We start from the raw sequence: 20,689 nt of genomic DNA on the forward strand, positions 1-20,689 counted from the left end.
ACACCATGTCGCACATCGCGAGCCAGCATCCCGCTCCCGAGCACTTCATCCTGCATGTCTCTGACACCCACTTCGTGGGCGACGGCGACCTGCTGCACGAGCGCATCGACAGTGACAAGAACCTCGCAGAGCTGTTCGACGGCTTCACCAAGGCCAACGCCCGCCCCGAAGCGATCGTGTTCACCGGCGACCTCGCCGACACCGGCCGCCCCGACGCCTACGAGCGCCTGCGGGCCATCGTCGAGCCCGCCGCCGAGAAGCTCGGTGCCCAGGTGATCTGGGTGATGGGCAATCACGACGAGCGCGTCGCGTTCCGCCGCGGCCTGCTCGACGAGGAGGCCGACCAGTCCGAGCCCGTCGACCGCGTCTACGACGTCAACGGTCTGCGCATCATCGCGCTCGACTCGACGGTGCCCGGGCAGCACCACGGCGAGATCAGCGACGAGCAGTTGGCGTGGCTGCGCCGCGAGCTCGAAGTCCCCGCGCCCGACGGCACCCTCATCGCGCTGCACCACCCGCCCGTGCCGAGCCCGATCGGGCTCATCGCCCTGGTCGAGCTGCGCGACCAGGAGCGCCTCGCCGAGGTCATCCGGGGCACCGACGTGCGCGGCATCCTGGGCGGTCACCTGCACTACTCGACCACCAGCACGTTCGCGGGCGTGCCCGTGTCGGTCGCGTCGGCGACCTGCTACACGCAGGACCTCGCCGTCGCCTACCCCGGTGCCCGCGGCCAGGACGGCGGCCAGTCCTACAACCTCGTGCACGTCTACGGCGACCGGGTGCTGCACTCCGTCGTGCCGATCGGGCAGTTCCCGACCGTCTACGAGATGACTCCCGAGATGCTCGAGGCGTTCATGAACATGACCCCCGACGAGCAGCTCGCCGCCGTCAACGCGTCGGCGGGAGAGTAGTCAGCCCGTGAACAATAATGTCTCGTATCTACATCTCCTCGAACGGAGCAGTTCATGACGGATTCCACGCTCGGCGCAGTCTCTGCGACCGCGATCACGAACACCAGGGTCTTCGACGGACACAGTCTGAGCGCCCCCACGACGGTCGTCGTCCAGCCCGACGGGCGCATCGGTGACGTATCAGCGGATGCGGTCGTCGTCGGTGCCGCTGTCGTCAACGCGGAAGGTACGGTGCTCCTTCCTGGCCTGATCGACTGTCACATGCACCTGAAGGGGCGCGAGTCCCTCGAGACGCTCGCCACGTACGGTGTCACCACCGGCCTGGACATGGCGACATGGCCCGCATCACAGTTCCAGTCGTTGCGGGGACTGAGGGGAGTCGCTGACTTCCGCACCGCCGGCATGGCGGCGACATCTCAGGGCAGCACGCACAGCCGCATTCCGACCTATCCGGACGTCGCGCTGGTCGATTCCCCCGACAAGGCGGAGCGGTTCGTCGAGGTGCAGGTGGCAGACGGGGTGGATTACATCAAGATCATCGCCGATCTGCCCGGTCCCACCCAGGACGTGCTCGATGCACTCGTGGCTGCTGCGCACGCGCGGGGGCTCAAGGTCATCGCGCACGCAGCCCTGTACGAAGCTGTGCGTATGAGCCTCGCTGCGGGGGCCGACATGATCACCCATGCTCCACTCGACCGCGCGCTCGACGATGCGACGGCTGAGACGATGCTCGCCCAGGGCACGGTGTTCATCCCGACCTTGACGATGATGAAAGGCGTCGCCGCGAATCTCACCGCAGCGGGCGTTCCCGGTGTGAGCTATGCACACGCCCACGAGAGCACGCGCGCGATGCATGCCGCGGGCGTTCCGGTCCTGGCCGGCACCGACGCCTACATCGGGTCCTTCACACGGGCATCGCCGCCATACGGCGAGAGCATGCACGACGAAGACGCCTACATCGGGCTCCTCGAACGGGCAATGCCGCCATACGGCGAGAGCATGCACGACGAACTCGCTCTGCTCGTGGACGCCGGCCTGTCAACAGCCGAAGCGCTGCGCGCTGCCACCTCGACGGCCGCGCACGCGTTCTCACTCGACGATCGGGGGGCGATCACCCCCGGATTGCGAGCCGACCTCGTGCTGGTGGACGGCGATCCGCTCACCGACATCGCTGCCGCGCGTCGCGTTCTGCGTGTGTGGTGCGGCGGCATCGAGGTGTGAGGGCGTCCTCTCGACCGCGGTGTCACTCCACGGCGGTGTTCGCGCCGTGGTGCCACGCGAGCACCCGGTTCTCGACGACGATGAGCAGCAGGTTGAACACGTACCCGAAGATCCCGATGAGCACGATGCCCGACCACATGTCCGTGATCGCGAACGACCTCTGCGACTGAAGAACGAAGACGCCGATCCCGTTGCCTCCCGCCATCATCTCGCTCACGACGACCATGATGAGCGCGAGCGAAAGACTCGTGCGCATTCCGGCAAAGATCTGCGGAGCTGCCGCGGGAAGTGCGACCTGCAACTCGTAGCGGAACCAGTGGATGCCGTACACCCGGGCGGTCTCGCGCAGTCCGGGGTCCATTCCTCTGATTGCAGCTTCGGTATTGAGGAGCACGGGCCAGAGGCAGATGAAGGTGATCAGAATCACCTTCGCGGTGTCGTCGAGGCCCAGCACGATGATGACGAGGGGAATCAACGCGACCGCAGGGATCGCGCGCAGGAACTCGAGCACGGGTGCGAACATCGCCTGGAGGCGGTGCGCCTGACCGAGAACGAACCCCACGACCACGCCGATGACCACAGCGCCGATGAACCCGATCATCATCCTGGAAAGACTCGGCAAGACGTCGCTCGCCATCCGCGCGAAGAGCCAGTTCTCCTGGAAAGCGACTAGGGCGTGTCTCCCAAAGGTTTGGGCTGGTCGCTGGAACGCTCGGTGTGTGTCTCGAACGGAGTTGCTGACTGATGCGCAGTGGGAGCTGATTGCTCCGTTGATGCCGTCCTCGCAGGGGCGTCGTGGTCGGCCGTTCGCCGATCATCGCACCGTGGTGGAGGGCATCATCTATCGCTACCGGACCGGGATCGCGTGGCGGGACTTACCCGGGTGCTTCGGGCCGTGGCAGACGGTGTGGAAGCGGCACCGCCGCTTCAGCGGTGATGGGACGTGGGACAAGATCCACAGCGTCCTGCTGGCCCATGCCGACGCCGCCGGGCTGATCGACTGGGAAGTCTCGGTGGACTCCACGATCAACCGCGCCCATCAGCACGCCACCAACCTGCCCCGGGACACAGGGGGACCTGACGAATTACACGAATCTGCGCATCGAGCCGCCTGATCACGCCATCGGCCGCTCCCGCGGCGGCCTGTCGACGAAGATCCACCACCTGTGCGACGGGAACATGCGGCCGCTGGTGATGCTGCTCGGGCCCGGGCAGGGCGGGGACTCCCCGATGTTCGAGCACGTGATGAACGCCCTGCGGGTACCGCGCCTGGGTGGGGGCCGGCCACGCACCAGGCCCGACCGGGCGCTGGGTGACAAGGCTTACTCTTCCCGGGCCAACCGCAAGCTGTTGCGCCGGCGCGGCATCCAGGCCGTCATCCCCGAACGCGATGATCAGATCGCCAACCGCAAGCGCCGCGGCGCCAAGGGTGGTCGCCCGGTCACCTACGACACCGAGGCCTACAAGCGCCGCAACGTCGTCGAGCGCGGATTCAACATCTTCAAGCAATGGCGCGCCTTGGCCACCCGCTACGACAAACTCGCCCTGACCTATCGCGGCGGCGTCGTCCTACGCGCCATCACCATCTGGCTCAAGGCTTTAAGAGACACGCCCTAGCGCCCGGGTATTGTCGGCACGATGCCGTTGCCGCGTATCCGTTGTTGAAGGGGTGAGTATGTCTGCTGTTGTTGCGCGACTTGACGTGGACCTCACGGATATTGAGTGCATTGTGAAGGTCACGCGGCCACTGGTCGGAGTACCGGACTCCGTGAACTGGACGGAGTTGCCGTCGGGCGTCGCGAAGATCTCCGCTGACGCGACGTTGTACATCTTCGATGACGACGACGAGGGGGAGCCGGAGCGTCGTGTCATCGCGCGCGCTACTGCGTACACCGTCGACCTCGACCGGGTGGGTGACGTCGTTGACGTGTTCGATCAAGTAGGCGGCGAAGCATTCGAGATCACCGAGTCGATTCTCGGTGATGAGAACGTCTTCGAGTGGCTCGACTCCCGCGATCCGCTGGTTGGCGAGCAGGTGTCGCAGCTCGTGATCGTCGAGGGCGTCTTTGTGGAGCCACCGTACCGGGGTCAGCGCCTTGGTCCACGTCTGCTCACGACGCTGGTGGAGACGGTGACCGGCACGGGGAGGGAGACTCTCATCGTTCTCCGCGCGCAACCGGTGCCGTGGGAGCACCTGTCCGAGATCGAGTTTCGGCGCTCCCGAAAGAAGGTCGCTGCGTCGTACGAAAGCGTCGGGTTTGCGCACTTCCGGGACAACATCTATTGGCGTCACAACGCGTTCGTCGGGACCGAGAACCTCGAGGCGTGAGTCACGCCCCCGGGTATTTGGGAACCTTCAGGTCGACCTCCCCGGCCAGGTGGCGAGCGTCGTCGGGCGGGTCCAGTTGCGGCGGGCGGTGCGCTCCGTGGTGAGATCGTGCGGAGCGGCAACGATCCACACGGTCGCTTCCCGCGTCGATCAGATCCGACGAGCCCTCACTGACTATCACCACGATGGCTCACCAACGTCTACGACGAAGACAACCCGGCCGGATCCTCCACCACACCAGGGGACAGGACCATCAATCAAGAAGGGTTTCTCATGCAGTCAGCGCCTCGAGGATGAGACCGCGCACGTGATCAAAGTCGAGGTCGGCCGGAAGCTGGAGCCACGCGTTCTTCTGACCCTTGTAGTGTGTCCCGACGCCGGCGTCAACGAGAGCCGCCGTGCGCATTGGGTCAAGCTTCACCACCACCTGCCCGCCGCTGGTCATGGCGCGCACGGCGCCACTGCTGCTTCCCGAGACGATGAGACTGCCGCGGTGGTTCCGTGACACACCGTCAAGCGCAGTCATCTCGTGAGCGATCGTGTCGAACACTTCATCCCCAGTCATCACGGTTCTCCCTTCATGCGCGGTCGACGACCCCAAAGCGATCCCTACAGGTGGCCCTCAGAAGAAGTGTCCCACTCAGGCTCCTTCACGCGGAAGACCACGGCGCGCAACGCTTCGGGCGCAGAGCTGCGGATCAAGGCCGCCGGGTTACCGGCTCGCAAAACGTTGGAGGACTTCGATTGGGATGCGCAGCGGAGGGCGCTCGCAGACCAGTTCTGACGACCGACAGCAGTTCATCGTCAGCCGGTTCCTACAGATGTCACGCTCCGAGTTGTCCATTTCGCAGGGGAGATGTCTACGCGATGTCCATATGGACCTTTCGGGGCATTGGGGCGAGTCGCTTCGGTGGGATTCGCAAAAAACGTCGAGACGCCGACTGACCGGCGCTCGTAGATTCGAAGCGTGTCCTCAGTCGTCCTTCCACTCACCGCTCAGCGGCATGCGGAACGTGTGAGCCGGGCACTTCACTGGATGGAGGAGCGTCTCGAGGAGCCGGTGACCCTCGCCGAGATCGCGGCGGTCGCTGGTCTTTCGCCGCATCACTTTCACCGCGTCTTCCGTGCGGTCGTGGGTGAGAACCCGAAAGCGCACCTGCGCCGGTTGCGGCTTGAGCGAGCGGTCTACCGACTCAAAGTCAGTACGGACACGGTGCTGCACATCGCGTTGGAATCGGCCGCGTCCGTTTGAGTGGTGGTCTTTCGCTTCGTTGCGATGATCAGCTGTCGTTAGTTTAGGCGGCGGTGATCTCGGGGAGTATCACCGCCTCGTCGATGGTGGGGGTGGTCGCGGTGAGCTCGGTCATGGAGGCTTCGGAGAAGTAGCGGCGGTCGGCGGCTTCCCATTCGTCGTGTTGCTCGACGAGGACGGAGCCGGCCAGGCGGAGCAGGGCGGCGTTGTTCGGGAACACGCCAACGACGTCGGTGCGGCGCTTGATCTCCCGATTGAGGCGTTCCAGCGGGTTCGTGGACCAGATCTGTCGCCAATGCCGGGCGGGGAACGCTTTGAACGCGAGGATGTCGTCACGGGCGTCGGTGAGCATCACGGCGGTCTTGGGGTGGACGCGCTCGATCATGCGCACGACTTCGTCGAACTGGGCATCGATGTGCTCGGCGTCGGGTTGGGCGAAGATCGTGCGGATCACGCTGGCGACCATCTCCTGCCGGCCCTTCGGGAGGGCGGTCAGGACGTTGCGCATGAAGTGGACGCGGCAGCGCTGCCAGGCGGCGCCCTGCAACACGGTCGCTGCGGCCTTCTTCAGTCCGGCGTGGGCGTCGGAGATCACCAGCTTCACCCCGCCCAGACCTCGTGTCTTCAACGAGCGCAGGAACTGCTTCCAGAACTCCTCGGTCTCGCTGTCTCCGACATCGAAGCCCAGCACGACCCGCCGCCCGTCAGCGGCGACGCCGATCGCGACGACGACCGCCTGGGACACGACACGGTGGTCGATGCGGACCTTGCAGTAGGTCGCGTCGAGGAACACGTAGGGGTAGGCGATGTCAGACAGCGAGCGGTCGCGGAACGATGCGACCTCGGCGTCGAGCCCTTGGCAGATGCGGGACACCTCGGACTTCGAGATGCCAGTGTCAGCGCCGAGCGCTTTGACGAGGTCATCGACCTTCCGGGTTGAGACGCCGTGGAGGTAGGCCTCCATCACGACCGCGAACAAGGCTTGGTCGACCCGGCGGCGCCGCTCCAGCAGCGACGGGAAGAACGACCCCTGCCGCAACTTCGGGATCCGCAACTCCAGATCCCCAGCCGTGGTCGACAGCACCCGCGGCCGGGAACCGTTGCGGGTAGTCGTGCGCTCGCTCGTGCGCTCGTAGGGGGCGGCGCCGATGAATGCGGCTGTCTCCGCGTCGATCAGCTCCTGGTAGAGCCGCTCGGTCGCGGCTCGGATGCGGTCGGTGGTGCCGGTGAGCTTCAGTTCCCCGAGCAGCTCGAGGAGGGCAGACTGGTCAAGAGCCATCGTGCGGTGTCGTCTTTCTGTGTGAGTTCTTGGTCGTTCTCACTGACCATCGCACGATGGCTCACCCCGTCGCGGTCACGACGCCGCGGGCCCGAAAGACCACCACCCCGCGGGACTCCAGGCCCGGTAGCCGGGGAACGACTGGGCCCGGCCGGTGAAACCATGCGCCCACTCGGTGAGATCGTCCAGCCGCCCCCTGTGCGTCAGGATGGGGTGAGACACCAGCACTGCTGACCTTCGCACTGCACGGGGCGAGAACGGACCAATACTGAGATGACGATGACGGTTGCTGACGTCGGCACCGATGATGGGGCTATGGCTCCTCGTGCTGACCGGCCCAAGAGGCGGACGTTCACCGCCGAGTTCAAAGCGGCGATCCTGGCCGAGTACGACGCCGCGGACCGCTCTGGGCGTGGGGAGATCCTGCGCCGGGAGGGCCTGTACACCTCCCACATCATCGAGTGGCGCAAGGCCGCGGCCGCCGGCTCGCTGTCCGGGCTGGGCAGCAAGCCGCGGGACCGGCGCGAGCGGGAGCTGCAGGCGCTACGGGCCCGGGCGGAGAAGGCCGAGGCCGAGCTGGCCAAGACCAGGGCGGCGCTGGACCTGATGGGAAAAGCACACGCGCTCTTGGAGACGCTCTCCGAGAGCGCGGACAAGCCGCCGCGGTCGCCGCGGTGATCAACCCGGCCGTCGACGGGCTGGCCGAGCACGTCGGCACCGCGGCTGCGTGCGCGCTGCTGGGTCGCTCCCGCGCCAGTCACTACCGGGCCAAGAACCCGCCACCGCCACGTCCACGGACACCGCGGCCGGCACCGGCGAACAAGCTGTCCGCCGCCGAGCGGGCCCACGTGCTGGCCGTGTTGACCAGCCAGCGGTTCGCGGACAAGTCGGTCGCCCAGGTCTGGGCCACGCTGCTGGACGAGGGCACCTACCTGTGCTCGATGTCCACGATGCACCGGATCCTGCGCGAGCACGACATGGCCGGGGAACGGCGCCGGCAGGCGAGCCACCCGCCCCGGACCCGGCCCGAGCTCGTCGCGACGGCGCCGGGGCAGGTGTGGAGTTGGGACATCACAAAGCTCAAGGGGCCGGAGCGGGGCGTGTACTACGACCTGTACGTCGTGCTCGACATCTTCTCCAGGTTCGTCGTGGGCTGGACCATCGCGGCCCGCGAGGACGCCGAGATCGCCAAGAACCTGCTCGAGCACGCCATGGGCATCCATGGCGTGCCGGAGGCGATCCACGCCGACAGTGAGACTGTTCGTGCTGGTGTTCTCAGGGGTCCTGACCCTCACAGCGATGGACGCGCAAGGATGCTGGTGCCGGGTGTTCTCAGGGGTTCCTGACCCTCACGCCGATCGACAACTGCTGTCTTTCCACGGATCTGTCGGTCCCCTGAGAACACCCGGTGAGGCGTCACGCCTCGCCGCCGGAGTGACCTAAGGAGAGCCTGCGCCAACAGGTGCTCATCACTGTCTTGTCCGCCGGTCTGGTCGAGCGCGGTGCCGTTCCCCGCCCATGCGTACAGATCGGAGCACGACATGACCATCATCCCCGACGCCGGCAAGCAACCTCAATCGCGAGCGTTGGTGTTCGCCGGCGTCGACACTCACAAGGAGATCCACGTCGCCGCGGTCGTCGACGAGACCGGGACGGTTCTCGGGACGCATAGCTTCTCCACGACTCGCGCGGGCTACCGGGCTCTGCTGGCATGGGTGCGCAGTCACGGCGTGTTGGTGCGGATCGGGATCGAGGGCACCGGCTCTTACGGCGCAGGCCTCACCCGGCATCTCGCGAAGAACGACGTGACGGTCCTCGAGGTCGACCGGCCGGATCGATCAGACCGCCGCCGGAAAGGCAAGGATGATGATCTGGACGCTATCAACGCTGCCCGCGCCGCACTCCACGAACGCCGCACCACGATCCCGAAGTCCAAAGACGGTGCGGTCGAAGCCCTGAGAATCCTGCGTGTCGCGCGCGCTCAGGCAGTCCGTGAACGACGCAACACGCTGCAACTGCTGCGGATGTCGATCGTCGCCGCACCCGACGAAGTCCGCGACCAGATCCGTAACCTCACCCGCATGCAACTGATCCGTCACCTCGCCGCATGGCGTCCCGACGTCTCGAATGCGACCGATCCCGTCGTCGCCTACCGGGTTGCGTTGAAGTCGTTCGGCCGCCGATACCTCGAGCTCACTGACGAGATCGTCGATCTGGACGACCTGATCAACCCCATCGTCCAAGCCCTCGCCCCGCAGCTACTCGAACGCGTCGGGATCGGCATCGAGGTCGCCGGGCAGCTACTGGTCACCGCCGGCGATAACCCCGAGCGCATGAAGTCCGAAGCCGCGTTCGCGATGCTCTGCGGCGTCTCCCCTCTGCCCGCCTCATCCGGGATGACGCAACGACACCGGCTCAACCGGGGCGGCGACCGGCAAGCCAACCGCGCACTCCACCTCGCCGTGATCAGTCGCCTCAGGCTCGACCCGAGGACAAAAGCCTACGCAGCGAAGAAGACCGCCGAGGGGCATTCCAAGATGGAGATCATCCGCTGCCTCAAGCGCTACCTCGCCCGCGAGGTCTACTTCCTCCTCAACCCCGGCATCGAACACATCACCCCGAACACGAAACCGAGGAGAATCGCCGCTTGACTCTTAGGAGAGCATCCGCGGGACCTCGATGACCTCCAAACCGGTCGCTCAGCTGCTCGTCGACCTCGGGGTGGCCAGGTCGCACTCCCGCCCGCACGTGTCGAACGACAACCCTTACAGCGAGGCGGCGTTCAAGACGCTGAAGTACGCCCCGGTCTTCCCCGAGCGCTTCGGGTCCCTGGCCGACGCCGGCGCGTTCGCCGAGCAGTTCTTCGCCTACTACAACCACGAGCACCGCCACTGCGGGATCGGGCTGCACACCCCCGCCAGCGTCCACTTCGGCACCGCCGGGCAGGTCCGCGCCCAGCGCCAGGCCACCCTGGACGCGGCCTACGCCGCCCGTCCCGAGCGCTTCGGCCACCGCCGACCCCAGGCGCCCAAGCTGCCCGAGGCCGCCTGGATCAACCAGCCCTCACAGGAGGCCCTCATACAGACCGCCTGACGGAATCTGTCTCACCCGCCTTGACACTTTCCGGAAGACCACGGCCTGCTCACTCGCACCGTCTACCCCGAGGTTCCCGCTCGCGTGGAGTACGAACTTACTGACCTCGGACACAGCGCAGCCGCCCCGTTGAAGCATCTGCGCGACTGGGTTGAACACAACGTCGGAACCGACCAGTAGCGACCCCCTCGGCGCTACATCGAGCCAGGAGTCCCGGCCTCCGCGTAATACCGCGTCAACACAGACGAGGCGTCGCGGTCGCCGTCACCGGACACGACAGAGTTCAGCAGGTACCGGTACCCGTCACCGGTCGTCATCACCCTAATTGATAACGTCACACCTAGAAGGTGCGAAGTAACCGACGCGCGAGCACAGGAGCGCTTCTGTCATTTCGAAGGCGAGACTTCGCGCGATTGGGATTCGCCGGGCCATCCTTCTTCTCTTTCGTCGAACGTCACCGCAACACCGTGTCGCTGGGGTTCGTGAAATCTTCTTCCGGAAGCGAAACCCAGGTACTGCGCCATGAGGAACTCGCCGCAGCGATGCACAGGCGTTCGACAGTTCGGTCGCACGAACCGATCGTTTGTTAACGGACGGCACTGTACGTCGATCGAAAGTCGCGCCGACACCCCCTGCGAATTCGCGTCGCGGGATAGTTTGCCAGGATCCGGCGATCAGCGTGGTGCGCATCAAGGAGGTGCGCAGCGGCCTCAGCACGAGGAGCCTGCCCGCGAGGCCGACCACCCCGCCCCTAGGAACGGTAGGAGTGCGACGTCGGGGCGAGCTGGGGGCCACCCCCCGAGACCGAAAGTAGCACCGCAGCGACGATAAGCGCCACGCCAACCAGGGTGGTCGTCAGCTCCCCGACCAACGAACCGATCCATCCGCGTTCCTGGAGGTCTCGGAACATCCTTATGCTCAGCCCGAACGTTCCGTTCGAGCTGCGAACCGATCGTCTCGATGCGTCGTGGCAGACGCCTCAGCTGTCCACCGATGACCTGGAGTTGCACGCGGCCGTCGGCGAACATCTCCCTTGAGTCCATCGCCAGACGTATGAAATGAGGAGTTCGAGCAAGGGCCCGATCGACCAAGTCGTAGTCGGCAACGAGCTGGCACAGCGTTCCCTCGAGTGACACGAAGGAAACGACTGGCGTTCTCCTCCGCTGTTGGGGACGTCGGGTCGGCTGAAATAATGGCCGGGACGATACGGTGGCGAGTCAGAGCGCCGTGATCCACCGCGCGATCTCGTCAGCGATCTCGTCGCTATTGTCTTCGACCATCAGCGAGTGGCCGTTCCCAGCGAGAAGAGGCAGTTCGGACGACCAGAAGGTGACGGCGGCGCCCTGATCGGTGAGCCAGGCCACGATGTCCTGATCCAGCTGCGAGGGGTGGTCGGTATCGGCTCCACCCGTGAAGACGAGAATCGGCTTGTTCGTGAACGCGTCGGTCGGCCCGATCCTCATTTGGCTCCCACCGATGTTCTGACGCTGATAAAGCATCCGGGCCGGGATCGGCCGAAGGGTGCGGCGGAACACCTCGATGCACTCGCGGGGGAACCGCCGGCTGGGTCCGATGGCCTTGTCGTTCACGAAGGCGCTTGTGGGTTCCCAGAAACCCATCTTCGGGATGGTCCAGTCGATGGCCGCTCCACGGATGGAGACCTCCTGGTCGGACTCCCTCACGATCTCGGGCACCGCCTGTATATTTCCAGGCGGGCCCGGAGCGACGGCTACGAGCCCGTCGATGAGATCGCCATGCGTCTCTAGGAGGCGGAAGCCAATCGGACCTGCCATCGAGTGCACGACCAGCACGACGTTCCGGCCGAGACCAGAGAGGAACACGCCCATCCCTCGGCACACGCTCTCATAGTCCAGCCGCGCAGACGCCGCACGATCATCGACGTGTTGGGCCGCCTCATAGGACAACCCCAGCCAGTCCACCACCAGCACACCGTAGCCATGCGATACGAATCGTGCCGCCCAGCCCTGTCGGCCGTCGGGCGTCTCGAGATAGTACTCGTTCGAGGCACCACCCCCGTGCACGAGGACGATCCACCGAGCAGGCGCACCCGACGGCGCCAGTTCGGTGTACGAGATCGGCGCGACGTCGTCTGGGCGTGAAATCGAATCCATAGCTTCCCCAGGCCTGTTAGGCAATGACGGCGTCGAGGGCCCGTGCGAGCCTCTCCGGATGCGTGAGCATCACCAAATGGCTTCCGTCGATCTCGATCGTGCGCGGACTATCAAGCCGCCCGGCCGCGGCCTGGTAGATCTCAGCGGGAACGGCCTGGTCCTGAGCGAGGAACACATAACTTGACGGGATGCTGCTCGCCCAGAACCGGTCGAGGCGGATCGGCTCATCGGACCAGCCTGCCGGCGCTGGGACGAGCCTCGGCTCGAGCGCGGCGAGCTGCTGCTGCTCGAACGGGGACATGTCCTGCATAGACGCGGCCCAGAGCTCAGGCGGCATGACGATGGTGTTGTCGTCGGACTGACTCGCAAGCGCCTTCGTCGCTGCGACCAACGGATCGGGGAGCACGTCGTTAATGGTCTCGCCGTCGCGCAGCACCCAGGCGTCGACGAAGACGACCCGGCCGATGCGCTCGGGCATCGCCTCAGCGACGAGTTGGATGAGCGGACCTCCGCCGCTATGACCGACGAGCACGATGTCGAGCTGGGTGAGCTCTCTTACCTGATCGATCAGATCGCGCGCCATCATGCTCATCGTGACGCCGGAGCGGTCCACGTCACCGTCTTCGAGACCGCGCAGCGTCGGCGCGATCACCTCGTGCCCCATTCTGCGCAATTCGTCGGCGACGCCGTCCCACACCCAGCCGCCTACCCATCCGCCGTGCACCAGTACGATCTGCATTGATCATCCTCTTCGCATATTTATCTGCTGAGCAGAACTTGTTCCTAACTAGAAGACACAATAGCTTGCGCGGCGCCAACAGTCCAGCATGGCTCGAGCTCTCTTCAGAACGCGCCGAACGACCCCTGCACCAGGTCGCAGGGGAAAGAGACGACGAGCCTTCAGGAGGTCAGGTCGGCCAGACGTACGGCTGCCTCATCGAGGAGTGCGACGAGGGTCTTCACCTTGCGGGGAGGCAAGCGGAACACCGGGGCAGATGCGTTGATCGCCAACCGCAGCCCGCTCGCCGAGGGAACGGCCACGGCCACCGAGGCCACGCCCTCCTCGCTCTCCTCCCGGTTCGTTGCATAGCCCTGCTTCGCGACAAGATCCAGTTGTGCGAGGAGCTCGGTCTTGGTACGGATCGACTGCGGAGTCACCTGTGAGAGTTGCTCGTCGGGGTAGAGACGGTCCAATTGTTCTCGCGGGAGCTGCGCCAGGAGAACCTTTCCCGTGGAGGTGCAATGGGCCGGCATCTCCTTGCCCAACCGTGAAGCGACTCGCACCGCCGTCGTCGGTTCCGAGACTGCGAGAAAGCGAGTGGAGTTGCCGTCGAGCGTGCCGAGGTGAACCGTCTCGCCGGCTTGGTGGCTGAGTTCCTCGAGGATCGGTTGCACGATCTGCGGGATGTCCATCTTTCTCAGCACCGAGAAGGCGATCGTGGTCAACGACGGCCCTGGCCCGTATGTCTTCGTTCGCGGGTCTTGCCGCACGAATCCTCGCCATTGAAGCATCGCGAGGATGCGATGCGCCGTTGAGGTCGCGACACCCAGGTGCTTGCTGGCGTCCGTCAGTCGAAGTTCGTTCTTCTCACCGAGCAGGAGCAGGAGTTTCAGGGCATTGTCGACCGACTCGATCGGTATTGCGGAGCCGCATCGACTCCGTCGGCTGCTCTATTTCTCTGCACAACAGAAACTGTATCGTTCCTGCCGGCCCTCAGGGCCGCCATCAAGGGCAAGGCGATCCCGTCCAGGTCTATCCGGACGCCGATTCGAGCAGCCGGCCCAGTCGTACACGAACGTCGGAAAGCGACGATCCCGCTGCGATGGACCGGCGGACTTCGACGAGAGCGCGGGGCCAATTCAGTACCACTGCCCCGTCGAATGACAGACCATTCTGAGAGTACAGAGACGCGATCCGGTCGGGTGTTCGAGGGTCCGTCACCATCTCGGGGTTGACTGCCGTCGTGCGACCGACGATGTGCAGCTTCCAGTTGAACTGGTCACTCCAGACATACTCGACAGGCAGATATGAGCGTCGGTCGTCGGGATGAGCGATGTTGTGCGCGACACAGCGCGCCTGGTCGACCGCATTCGTCCAGTGCTCAAGACGGGTGAGATCGCCGCGAACCGGATGCCGCCACCGCCTGGAGTCCCGCGGGGTGGTGGTCTTTCGGGCCCGCGGCGTCGTGACCGCGACGGGGTGAGCCATCGTGCGATGGTCAGTGAGAACGACCAAGAACTCACACAGAAAGACGACACCGCACGATGGCTCTTGACCAGTCTGCCCTCCTCGAGCTGCTCGGGGAACTGAAGCTCACCGGCACCACCGACCGCATCCGAGCCGCGACCGAGCGGCTCTACCAGGAGCTGATCGACGCGGAGACAGCCGCATTCATCGGCGCCGCCCCCTACGAGCGCACGAGCGAGCGCACGACTACCCGCAACGGTTCCCGGCCGCGGGTGCTGTCGACCACGGCTGGGGATCTGGAGTTGCGGATCCCGAAGTTGCGGCAGGGGTCGTTCTTCCCGTCGCTGCTGGAGCGGCGCCGCCGGGTCGACCAAGCCTTGTTCGCGGTCGTGATGGAGGCCTACCTCCACGGCGTCTCAACCCGGAAGGTCGATGACCTCGTCAAAGCGCTCGGCGCTGACACTGGCATCTCGAAGTCCGAGGTGTCCCGCATCTGCCAAGGGCTCGACGCCGAGGTCGCATCGTTCCGCGACCGCTCGCTGTCTGACATCGCCTACCCCTACGTGTTCCTCGACGCGACCTACTGCAAGGTCCGCATCGACCACCGTGTCGTGTCCCAGGCGGTCGTCGTCGCGATCGGCGTCGCCGCTGACGGGCGGCGGGTCGTGCTGGGCTTCGATGTCGGAGACAGCGAGACCGAGGAGTTCTGGAAGCAGTTCCTGCGCTCGTTGAAGACACGAGGTCTGGGCGGGGTGAAGCTGGTGATCTCCGACGCCCACGCCGGACTGAAGAAGGCCGCAGCGACCGTGTTGCAGGGCGCCGCCTGGCAGCGCTGCCGCGTCCACTTCATGCGCAACGTCCTGACCGCCCTCCCGAAGGGCCGGCAGGAGATGGTCGCCAGCGTGATCCGCACGATCTTCGCCCAACCCGACGCCGAGCACATCGATGCCCAGTTCGACGAAGTCGTGCGCATGATCGAGCGCGTCCACCCCAAGACCGCCGTGATGCTCACCGACGCCCGTGACGACATCCTCGCGTTCAAAGCGTTCCCCGCCCGGCATTGGCGACAGATCTGGTCCACGAACCCGCTGGAACGCCTCAATCGGGAGATCAAGCGCCGCACCGACGTCGTTGGCGTGTTCCCGAACAACGCCGCCCTGCTCCGCCTGGCCGGCTCCGTCCTCGTCGAGCAACACGACGAATGGGAAGCCGCCGACCGCCGCTACTTCTCCGAAGCCTCCATGACCGAGCTCACCGCGACCACCCCCACCATCGACGAGGCGGTGATACTCCCCGAGATCACCGCCGCCTAAACTAACGACAGCTGATCATCGCAACGAAGCGAAAGACCACCACTCAAACGGACGCGGCCCGCCACCGCGCAACATCGCCGATCGCATGGATTTCCGGGGCGCCGAGTGCCGTGAGGAATTCGTCGCAGACGAGACCGTCGTCGATCTCGAGCCCTGAGTCCTCGAGCCATTCGACGTTCGGCACTGCCCCGATGCCGATGACGACGACATCACCGTGGAGCTCGGAACCGTCATCCAGGAGCACGCGGAAGTCTCCCTTCGCACCGTCGATCTGCGCGACCGTCCGTCCGAGAACCGCATGTACGCCATGCCGGGAGTGCTTCTGCGAGAAGAGGGCGCCAATCTCGTCACCGAGCCGGCGTGACATCAGGTCGCGTGTCGCCGAGACCAGGGTGACATCGACTCCGAGCCCAAGAGCGGTCGCGGCGACCTCGGCGCCGATGAAGCCCGCTCCGATGACGATGATCCTGCGATCGGGAACTAGCTCGGCGCGCAGCCGGTCTGCGTCGTCGAGTGTCCGCAGCACATGGATTCCCTCGCCTTCACCCCACGGCGACGGCCGCGCGCGGACGCCGGTCGCCACCACGAGGTCATCGAAGCCGACCCGCCGTCCATTCGCCAGCCGGAGCTCCGACAACGCACGGTCCAGACCTACCGCCGGCACACCGAGACGAAGGTCGATGTTAAGCTCGAGCGCCTCCGCCGCCGTGAGGAGCGTGACCTCGGCTGCACCTGCACCGACGAGGTATCCCTTCGACAGCGGCGGCTTGTCGTAGGGCAGCACGGGCTCGGAGCCGATGAGCACAACGTCTCCGCGATACCCCTCTGCCCGAAGCGCCTGCGCGGCCCGTACCCCCGCGATCGACGCACCGACAATCGCTGTCGTCATTCGTCTTCCACCCGGAGCGCGGAAACCGGGCAGCTGTTCGCCGCCTCGGTGACCCGTTTCCGGTCGGCCTCGTCGACCTCTGTTCTGAGCAGGATCACGACGCCGTCGTCATCGAGATCGAAATAGTCTCCCGCGGCCATGATGCAGTTGGCGTAGCCCTGACAGAGCCCGAGATCCGCTTTCACGACAGGCATGTGTCACTCCTCTCCTGCTTCTTCAGGCGTTATCTCAGGGAACATCGGTGCGAACGGTTGGGCGATCATGGCGGAGAACGTCGCCGTAGTCTGCCAGGTCAGCGCCTCGAGCTCGAGCGGATCGAGAGCGACCCACTGCCCGGATCGCGGCGACTCGATCAGGAGCCGGGAGCCGTTGCGTGTCTCCACGCGAGATACCCGGATCTCCGAGAACTCATTGGCGATCGAGATCGGAGCCCCTACCCGCTGGTCTTCGAGCCGCTGACGTTCGTCTGCTGCTGCGATGGCCGCGATGCGGTCGTCCTCTTCGCCTTCCCATTCGAGTTTCATAGGAAGATCGCCAGATTCTGTGTGCGCAAGACCGACTCGTCGACCGTGATGGTTCGGCGTGCGAGCTGCAACCCGCCGCCGACACGTCGCAGAACGTCTTCGCGGCCGGCCGAGATCACCGCGGGCTCGTGCACGTCGCCGCGACTGCGGAAAAGAAGCACCGCAGAATCGACGACGACCTCGCCCGGGACGTCGCTCTCGAAGGTGCGCACGTTCGTGACGAAGTGACGGAGCCGGGAGGGCGGATCCTCTGTCCAGGCGTGTTCCGTGAGGAAGCGGGCGACCCGCCGGCTCAGGGAGTACTTGTTCTCGTCCCAATGCGCCATGCCCGGAGACGTCGAGTACCCGGCGCCGAGCGCGGTAGTGACCTGCACGGGCATGATGTAGTGCACATCGTCGGCGATGAGGTCGAGCCAGTCCTCGTACCGCTGCTCGTCGAGGATGTATGCCTCTTCGACGAGCCACCTGTGCGTCTCCAGATGCAGGCCGTCCGAGAACGACAACGAACTCCCCACCCGCGTGGCTTTGGTCGTATGTGCTCCGAGCGGCGACTCTTTCAGTCGAACCCAGCGCGCCTCGGTCATGACAGCCCCTCCGGCATCCCCACCGACGAGATGATCAGCGCGGTCGGCTCCGTCTCGAGGTAGTCCGCCCAGCGCTCGAGCAGATGCCGCTGGTTGTACTCTCCGTAACCGACGTGGGCCACGCCCGGGCCAGAGAACGCGTCCGGTCCGAGCGGCTCCACGACGAATCTGCCGTCTTTCAGCACGCCCATCCGGCTGTTCAGCAGCAAGCGCCGCGCCATATTCCCTTTCGCGGTGTTCGTAAGGGACACCCAGTTCTCCACATCGTCCTGCTCGAACATCCCCGTGCTGCCGAAGCACATCAGGTACGCCTTGTACGACAGAGCCTTGAACTCCTCCGGTGCCGCTGCGTCGACGGCGAACCAGGAAAGCACCTCGGTCTCGTTCTCGCTGATCGGCTGCCAGGTACGGATCGAGATGAACGGGAGCACGTCGTCGCCGTCTTCCACCTTCGGCCAGTTGTGCACGAAGCTCATGTTCGGGAAGATCGAGGCCGCCGAGATCATGAAGCCGTTCTCGCCGATCACATTGAGCTGGTCCTGGGACCAGACCTCCTTCATCCGGTCGATCATCTCGTCGGGGTAGCCCACGTAGCGCAGCCGCTCCTCGAGCGTTCCCTCCGGAAGCTTGTAGGTCGTGCCTCCGCCGTTGCCCGCCCAGTACGTGTTGCCGTCTTTACGCTTCTCCGCCTTCGGTTCGCGGAAGAGGCCGATCTCGACCACCGAGGTGTGGGTCTGTGGCGTGTGGTACATGTCGCCGGCGAAGTTCTCTGCGCCGATCTTCCAGTTCGCCTTCACCCGCCAGCGCTGCGGGCCGCGGAGCTCGATGCCCGAGGAGCTCTGCTTCGTGTAGTAGTCGAGATAGAAAGCGAAATCGCCGAGGTAGTCGATCAGCGGTGGCGCATCCGGATCCATGCTGATGAAGATCAACCCGTTGTAGCTGTCGAGGCTCGGCGCCGGAAGCAGGCGGGCTCCCTTGCGATTGAAGCCAGCCTCGCCACCGTACGCCTCTTCGTGGAACGGCAGCCCCACGATTCGTCCGTCGTTGCGGTACGACCAGCCGTGATACGGGCAGCGGAAGTGCGAGGCGTTGCCCATTTCCGCCCGGCACACCTGCATTCCTCGGTGCAGGCACATGTTGAACATCGCCTTGACGGAGCCACTCTCGTCGCGCACCACGATGAACGAGTCGTCGAGCACTCGCCGCACCACGTAGTCGCCGGGCTGAGGGATCTCTGATTCGTGACCCACGAAGATCCACGCGCGACTGAACAAGCGCTCCCGCTCGAGCCCTGTGCGTCAGGATGGGGTGAGACACCAGCACTGCTGACCTTCGCACTGCACGGGGCGAGAACGGACCAATACTGAGATGACGATGACGGTTGCTGACGTCGGCACCGATGATGGGGCTATGGCTCCTCGTGCTGACCGGCCCAAGAGGCGGACGTTCACCGCCGAGTTCAAAGCGGCGATCCTGGCCGAGTACGACGCCGCGGACCGCTCTGGGCGTGGGGAGATCCTGCGCCGGGAGGGCCTGTACACCTCCCACATCATCGAGTGGCGCAAGGCCGCGGCCGCCGGCTCGCTGTCCGGGCTGGGCAGCAAGCCGCGGGACCGGCGCGAGCGGGAGCTGCAGGCGCTACGGGCCCGGGCGGAGAAGGCCGAGGCCGAGCTGGCCAAGACCAGGGCGGCGCTGGACCTGATGGGAAAAGCACACGCGCTCTTGGAGACGCTCTCCGAGAGCGCGGACAAGCCGCCGCGGTCGCCGCGGTGATCAACCCGGCCGTCGACGGGCTGGCCGAGCACGTCGGCACCGCGGCTGCGTGCGCGCTGCTGGGTCGCTCCCGCGCCAGTCACTACCGGGCCAAGAACCCGCCACCGCCACGTCCACGGACACCGCGGCCGGCACCGGCGAACAAGCTGTCCGCCGCCGAGCGGGCCCACGTGCTGGCCGTGTTGACCAGCCAGCGGTTCGCGGACAAGTCGGTCGCCCAGGTCTGGGCCACGCTGCTGGACGAGGGCACCTACCTGTGCTCGATGTCCACGATGCACCGGATCCTGCGCGAGCACGACATGGCCGGGGAACGGCGCCGGCAGGCGAGCCACCCGCCCCGGACCCGGCCCGAGCTCGTCGCGACGGCGCCGGGGCAGGTGTGGAGTTGGGACATCACAAAGCTCAAGGGGCCGGAGCGGGGCGTGTACTACGACCTGTACGTCGTGCTCGACATCTTCTCCAGGTTCGTCGTGGGCTGGACCATCGCGGCCCGCGAGGACGCCGAGATCGCCAAGAACCTGCTCGAGCACGCCATGGGCATCCATGGCGTGCCGGAGGCGATCCACGCCGACCGCGGGACCTCGATGACCTCCAAACCGGTCGCTCAGCTGCTCGTCGACCTCGGGGTGGCCAGGTCGCACTCCCGCCCGCACGTGTCGAACGACAACCCTTACAGCGAGGCGGCGTTCAAGACGCTGAAGTACGCCCCGGTCTTCCCCGAGCGCTTCGGGTCCCTGGCCGACGCCGGCGCGTTCGCCGAGCAGTTCTTCGCCTACTACAACCACGAGCACCGCCACTGCGGGATCGGGCTGCACACCCCCGCCAGCGTCCACTTCGGCACCGCCGGGCAGGTCCGCGCCCAGCGCCAGGCCACCCTGGACGCGGCCTACGCCGCCCGTCCCGAGCGCTTCGGCCACCGCCGACCCCAGGCGCCCAAGCTGCCCGAGGCCGCCTGGATCAACCAGCCCTCACAGGAGGCCCTCATACAGACCGCCTGACGGAATCTGTCTCACCCGCCTTGACACTTTCCGCTTCGATTACAGCCCGATCACGGAGCGACCGACGATTTCGTGGCCGAATGGGGCCCGAGTGGCGTTCTATGTCGGGCTGAACATCGAGCACTATCAGATCGACAAGCCCTCCACGAGCATCTTCGGCGGTACCGCGATGCTGCAGCCGGATCCTTCGGGAGCTGGGGTAT

Annotated in this window: 23 protein-coding genes and 2 pseudogenes; 12 read left to right on the forward strand and 13 right to left on the reverse strand. The window is 65.6% G+C overall.

The window, feature by feature from the left end; all coding sequences use genetic code 11:
• Positions 1–5 precede the first annotated feature (5 nt).
• Positions 6–911, forward strand: a complete 906-nt coding sequence (locus tag BKA24_RS01445) for a phosphodiesterase (protein WP_005052799.1) — start codon at positions 6–8, stop codon at positions 909–911.
• Between the two features lie 54 nt (positions 912–965).
• Positions 966–2,132 (forward strand): amidohydrolase family protein, encoded by a 1,167-nt coding sequence (locus tag BKA24_RS01450; RefSeq protein ID WP_045245739.1) that lies wholly within the window; start codon positions 966–968, stop codon positions 2,130–2,132.
• Between the two features lie 22 nt (positions 2,133–2,154).
• Here the strand turns inward: BKA24_RS01450 and BKA24_RS01455 are convergent, their stop codons facing one another.
• Complete coding sequence (locus tag BKA24_RS01455) at positions 2,155–2,736, reverse strand: ABC transporter permease (protein WP_005052801.1); 582 nt, start codon at positions 2,734–2,736, stop codon at positions 2,155–2,157.
• Positions 2,737–2,905: 169 nt separating this feature from the next.
• Here BKA24_RS01455 and BKA24_RS01460 point away from each other — a divergent pair.
• Both BKA24_RS01460 and BKA24_RS01465 read left to right on the forward strand, forming a co-directional pair.
• Positions 2,906–3,749 (forward strand): IS5 family transposase gene (locus tag BKA24_RS01460; protein ID WP_241186004.1). Its coding sequence is split into 2 segments (ribosomal slippage): positions 2,906–3,211 and positions 3,213–3,749, totalling 843 coding nucleotides; the frame shifts between segments, so codons are not numbered across the junction.
• A gap of 112 nt (positions 3,750–3,861) precedes the next feature.
• Positions 3,862–4,461, forward strand: a complete 600-nt coding sequence (locus BKA24_RS01465; RefSeq protein ID WP_043341936.1) for a GNAT family protein — start codon at positions 3,862–3,864, stop codon at positions 4,459–4,461.
• A gap of 271 nt (positions 4,462–4,732) precedes the next feature.
• On the opposite strand, the gene BKA24_RS01470 is transcribed toward BKA24_RS01465, so the two are convergent.
• Complete coding sequence (locus tag BKA24_RS01470; RefSeq protein WP_005055297.1) at positions 4,733–5,026, reverse strand: hypothetical protein; 294 nt, start codon at positions 5,024–5,026, stop codon at positions 4,733–4,735.
• Positions 5,027–5,497: 471 nt separating this feature from the next.
• Between BKA24_RS01470 and BKA24_RS01475 the strand changes: the two genes are divergently transcribed.
• The gene (locus BKA24_RS01475) at positions 5,498–5,713 is read left to right on the forward strand and encodes a helix-turn-helix domain-containing protein (RefSeq protein ID WP_005055296.1); all 216 of its coding nucleotides are present in this window, start codon (positions 5,498–5,500) and stop codon (positions 5,711–5,713) included.
• A gap of 43 nt (positions 5,714–5,756) precedes the next feature.
• Here the strand turns inward: BKA24_RS01475 and BKA24_RS01480 are convergent, their stop codons facing one another.
• Entirely contained in the window at positions 5,757–6,992 is a 1,236-nt protein-coding gene (locus BKA24_RS01480; RefSeq protein WP_046746337.1) for an IS256 family transposase, read from the reverse strand.
• Positions 6,993–7,307: 315 nt separating this feature from the next.
• Here BKA24_RS01480 and BKA24_RS15380 point away from each other — a divergent pair, with 315 nt between their 5' ends.
• The 5 genes and pseudogenes from BKA24_RS15380 (at position 7,308) to BKA24_RS01505 (ending at position 10,265) form a co-directional block, all read left to right on the forward strand.
• Positions 7,308–7,670 (forward strand): transposase, encoded by a 363-nt coding sequence (locus BKA24_RS15380; protein ID WP_197077644.1) that lies wholly within the window; start codon positions 7,308–7,310, stop codon positions 7,668–7,670.
• Positions 7,667–8,338 carry a DDE-type integrase/transposase/recombinase gene (locus tag BKA24_RS15840; RefSeq protein WP_184214568.1) on the forward strand — a complete coding sequence of 224 codons (672 nt, stop codon included), beginning with the start codon at positions 7,667–7,669 and terminating at the stop codon, positions 8,336–8,338. Before BKA24_RS15380 ends, BKA24_RS15840 begins: the two co-directional genes overlap by 4 nt.
• A 195-nt stretch (positions 8,339–8,533) precedes the next feature.
• Positions 8,534–9,643, forward strand: a complete 1,110-nt coding sequence (locus BKA24_RS01495) for an IS110 family RNA-guided transposase (RefSeq protein ID WP_184214570.1) — start codon at positions 8,534–8,536, stop codon at positions 9,641–9,643.
• Positions 9,644–9,659: 16 nt separating this feature from the next.
• Positions 9,660–10,085, forward strand: a pseudogene (locus tag BKA24_RS01500) (integrase core domain-containing protein); the annotation flags it as partial.
• A gap of 84 nt (positions 10,086–10,169) precedes the next feature.
• The gene (locus BKA24_RS01505) at positions 10,170–10,265 is read left to right on the forward strand and encodes a hypothetical protein (protein WP_370651862.1); all 96 of its coding nucleotides are present in this window, start codon (positions 10,170–10,172) and stop codon (positions 10,263–10,265) included.
• A gap of 1,037 nt (positions 10,266–11,302) precedes the next feature.
• On the opposite strand, the gene BKA24_RS01510 is transcribed toward BKA24_RS01505, so the two are convergent.
• The 5 genes and pseudogenes from BKA24_RS01510 to BKA24_RS01525 all read right to left on the reverse strand — a co-directional run bounded on the left by BKA24_RS01510 (position 11,303) and on the right by BKA24_RS01525 (position 14,426).
• Complete coding sequence (locus BKA24_RS01510) at positions 11,303–12,217, reverse strand: alpha/beta fold hydrolase (protein ID WP_005054941.1); 915 nt, start codon at positions 12,215–12,217, stop codon at positions 11,303–11,305.
• A 16-nt stretch (positions 12,218–12,233) separates the two neighbouring features.
• Positions 12,234–12,956, reverse strand: coding sequence for an alpha/beta fold hydrolase (locus BKA24_RS01515; RefSeq protein WP_005054944.1), 723 nt, complete (start codon positions 12,954–12,956; stop codon positions 12,234–12,236).
• A gap of 161 nt (positions 12,957–13,117) precedes the next feature.
• Positions 13,118–13,663, reverse strand: coding sequence for an IclR family transcriptional regulator (locus tag BKA24_RS01520; protein WP_223159176.1), 546 nt, complete (start codon positions 13,661–13,663; stop codon positions 13,118–13,120).
• A 42-nt stretch (positions 13,664–13,705) separates the two neighbouring features.
• Positions 13,706–13,858, reverse strand: a pseudogene (locus BKA24_RS15685) (helix-turn-helix domain-containing protein); the annotation flags it as partial.
• Positions 13,859–13,970: 112 nt separating this feature from the next.
• Positions 13,971–14,426: an oxidoreductase C-terminal domain-containing protein gene (locus tag BKA24_RS01525; RefSeq protein ID WP_184214574.1), complete on the reverse strand. Its 456-nt coding sequence runs from the start codon at positions 14,424–14,426 to the stop codon at positions 13,971–13,973.
• 56 nt (positions 14,427–14,482) lie between these two features.
• On the opposite strand from BKA24_RS01525, the gene BKA24_RS01530 reads away from it, so the two are divergent.
• Positions 14,483–15,718, forward strand: coding sequence for an IS256 family transposase (locus BKA24_RS01530; RefSeq protein ID WP_046746337.1), 1,236 nt, complete (start codon positions 14,483–14,485; stop codon positions 15,716–15,718).
• A 43-nt stretch (positions 15,719–15,761) separates the two neighbouring features.
• Here the strand turns inward: BKA24_RS01530 and BKA24_RS01535 are convergent, their stop codons facing one another.
• From BKA24_RS01535 to BKA24_RS01555, 5 genes are read right to left on the reverse strand one after another with little or no spacing between them, the layout of a single operon-like run.
• A complete protein-coding gene (locus BKA24_RS01535) occupies positions 15,762–16,607 on the reverse strand; it encodes an NAD(P)/FAD-dependent oxidoreductase (protein WP_184214576.1) in 846 nt (281 codons plus the stop codon).
• Positions 16,604–16,801, reverse strand: coding sequence for a ferredoxin (locus tag BKA24_RS01540; protein WP_005054951.1), 198 nt, complete (start codon positions 16,799–16,801; stop codon positions 16,604–16,606). Before BKA24_RS01540 ends, BKA24_RS01535 begins: the two co-directional genes overlap by 4 nt.
• 3 nt (positions 16,802–16,804) lie before the next feature.
• Positions 16,805–17,131: a hypothetical protein gene (locus BKA24_RS01545; RefSeq protein ID WP_005054953.1), complete on the reverse strand. Its 327-nt coding sequence runs from the start codon at positions 17,129–17,131 to the stop codon at positions 16,805–16,807.
• Positions 17,128–17,715, reverse strand: coding sequence for a 3-phenylpropionate/cinnamic acid dioxygenase subunit beta (locus tag BKA24_RS01550; protein WP_005054954.1), 588 nt, complete (start codon positions 17,713–17,715; stop codon positions 17,128–17,130). Before BKA24_RS01550 ends, BKA24_RS01545 begins: the two co-directional genes overlap by 4 nt.
• The gene (locus BKA24_RS01555; RefSeq protein WP_005054956.1) at positions 17,712–18,965 is read right to left on the reverse strand and encodes an aromatic ring-hydroxylating dioxygenase subunit alpha; all 1,254 of its coding nucleotides are present in this window, start codon (positions 18,963–18,965) and stop codon (positions 17,712–17,714) included. The genes BKA24_RS01550 and BKA24_RS01555 overlap by 4 nt, the downstream gene beginning before the upstream one ends.
• A gap of 124 nt (positions 18,966–19,089) precedes the next feature.
• On the opposite strand from BKA24_RS01555, the gene BKA24_RS01565 reads away from it, so the two are divergent.
• Positions 19,090–20,486, forward strand: a protein-coding gene (locus tag BKA24_RS01565) for an IS3 family transposase (protein ID WP_370428832.1) whose coding sequence is annotated in 2 segments (ribosomal slippage) — positions 19,090–19,426 and positions 19,426–20,486 — 1,398 coding nt in all. Because the reading frame shifts where the segments join, the coding sequence is not laid out codon by codon here.
• Positions 20,487–20,689: the final 203 nt, after the last annotated feature.

Origin of the sequence: Microbacterium marinum (genome assembly GCF_014204835.1) — a bacterium.
Lineage (GTDB): Bacteria > Actinomycetota > Actinomycetes > Actinomycetales > Microbacteriaceae > Microbacterium > Microbacterium marinum.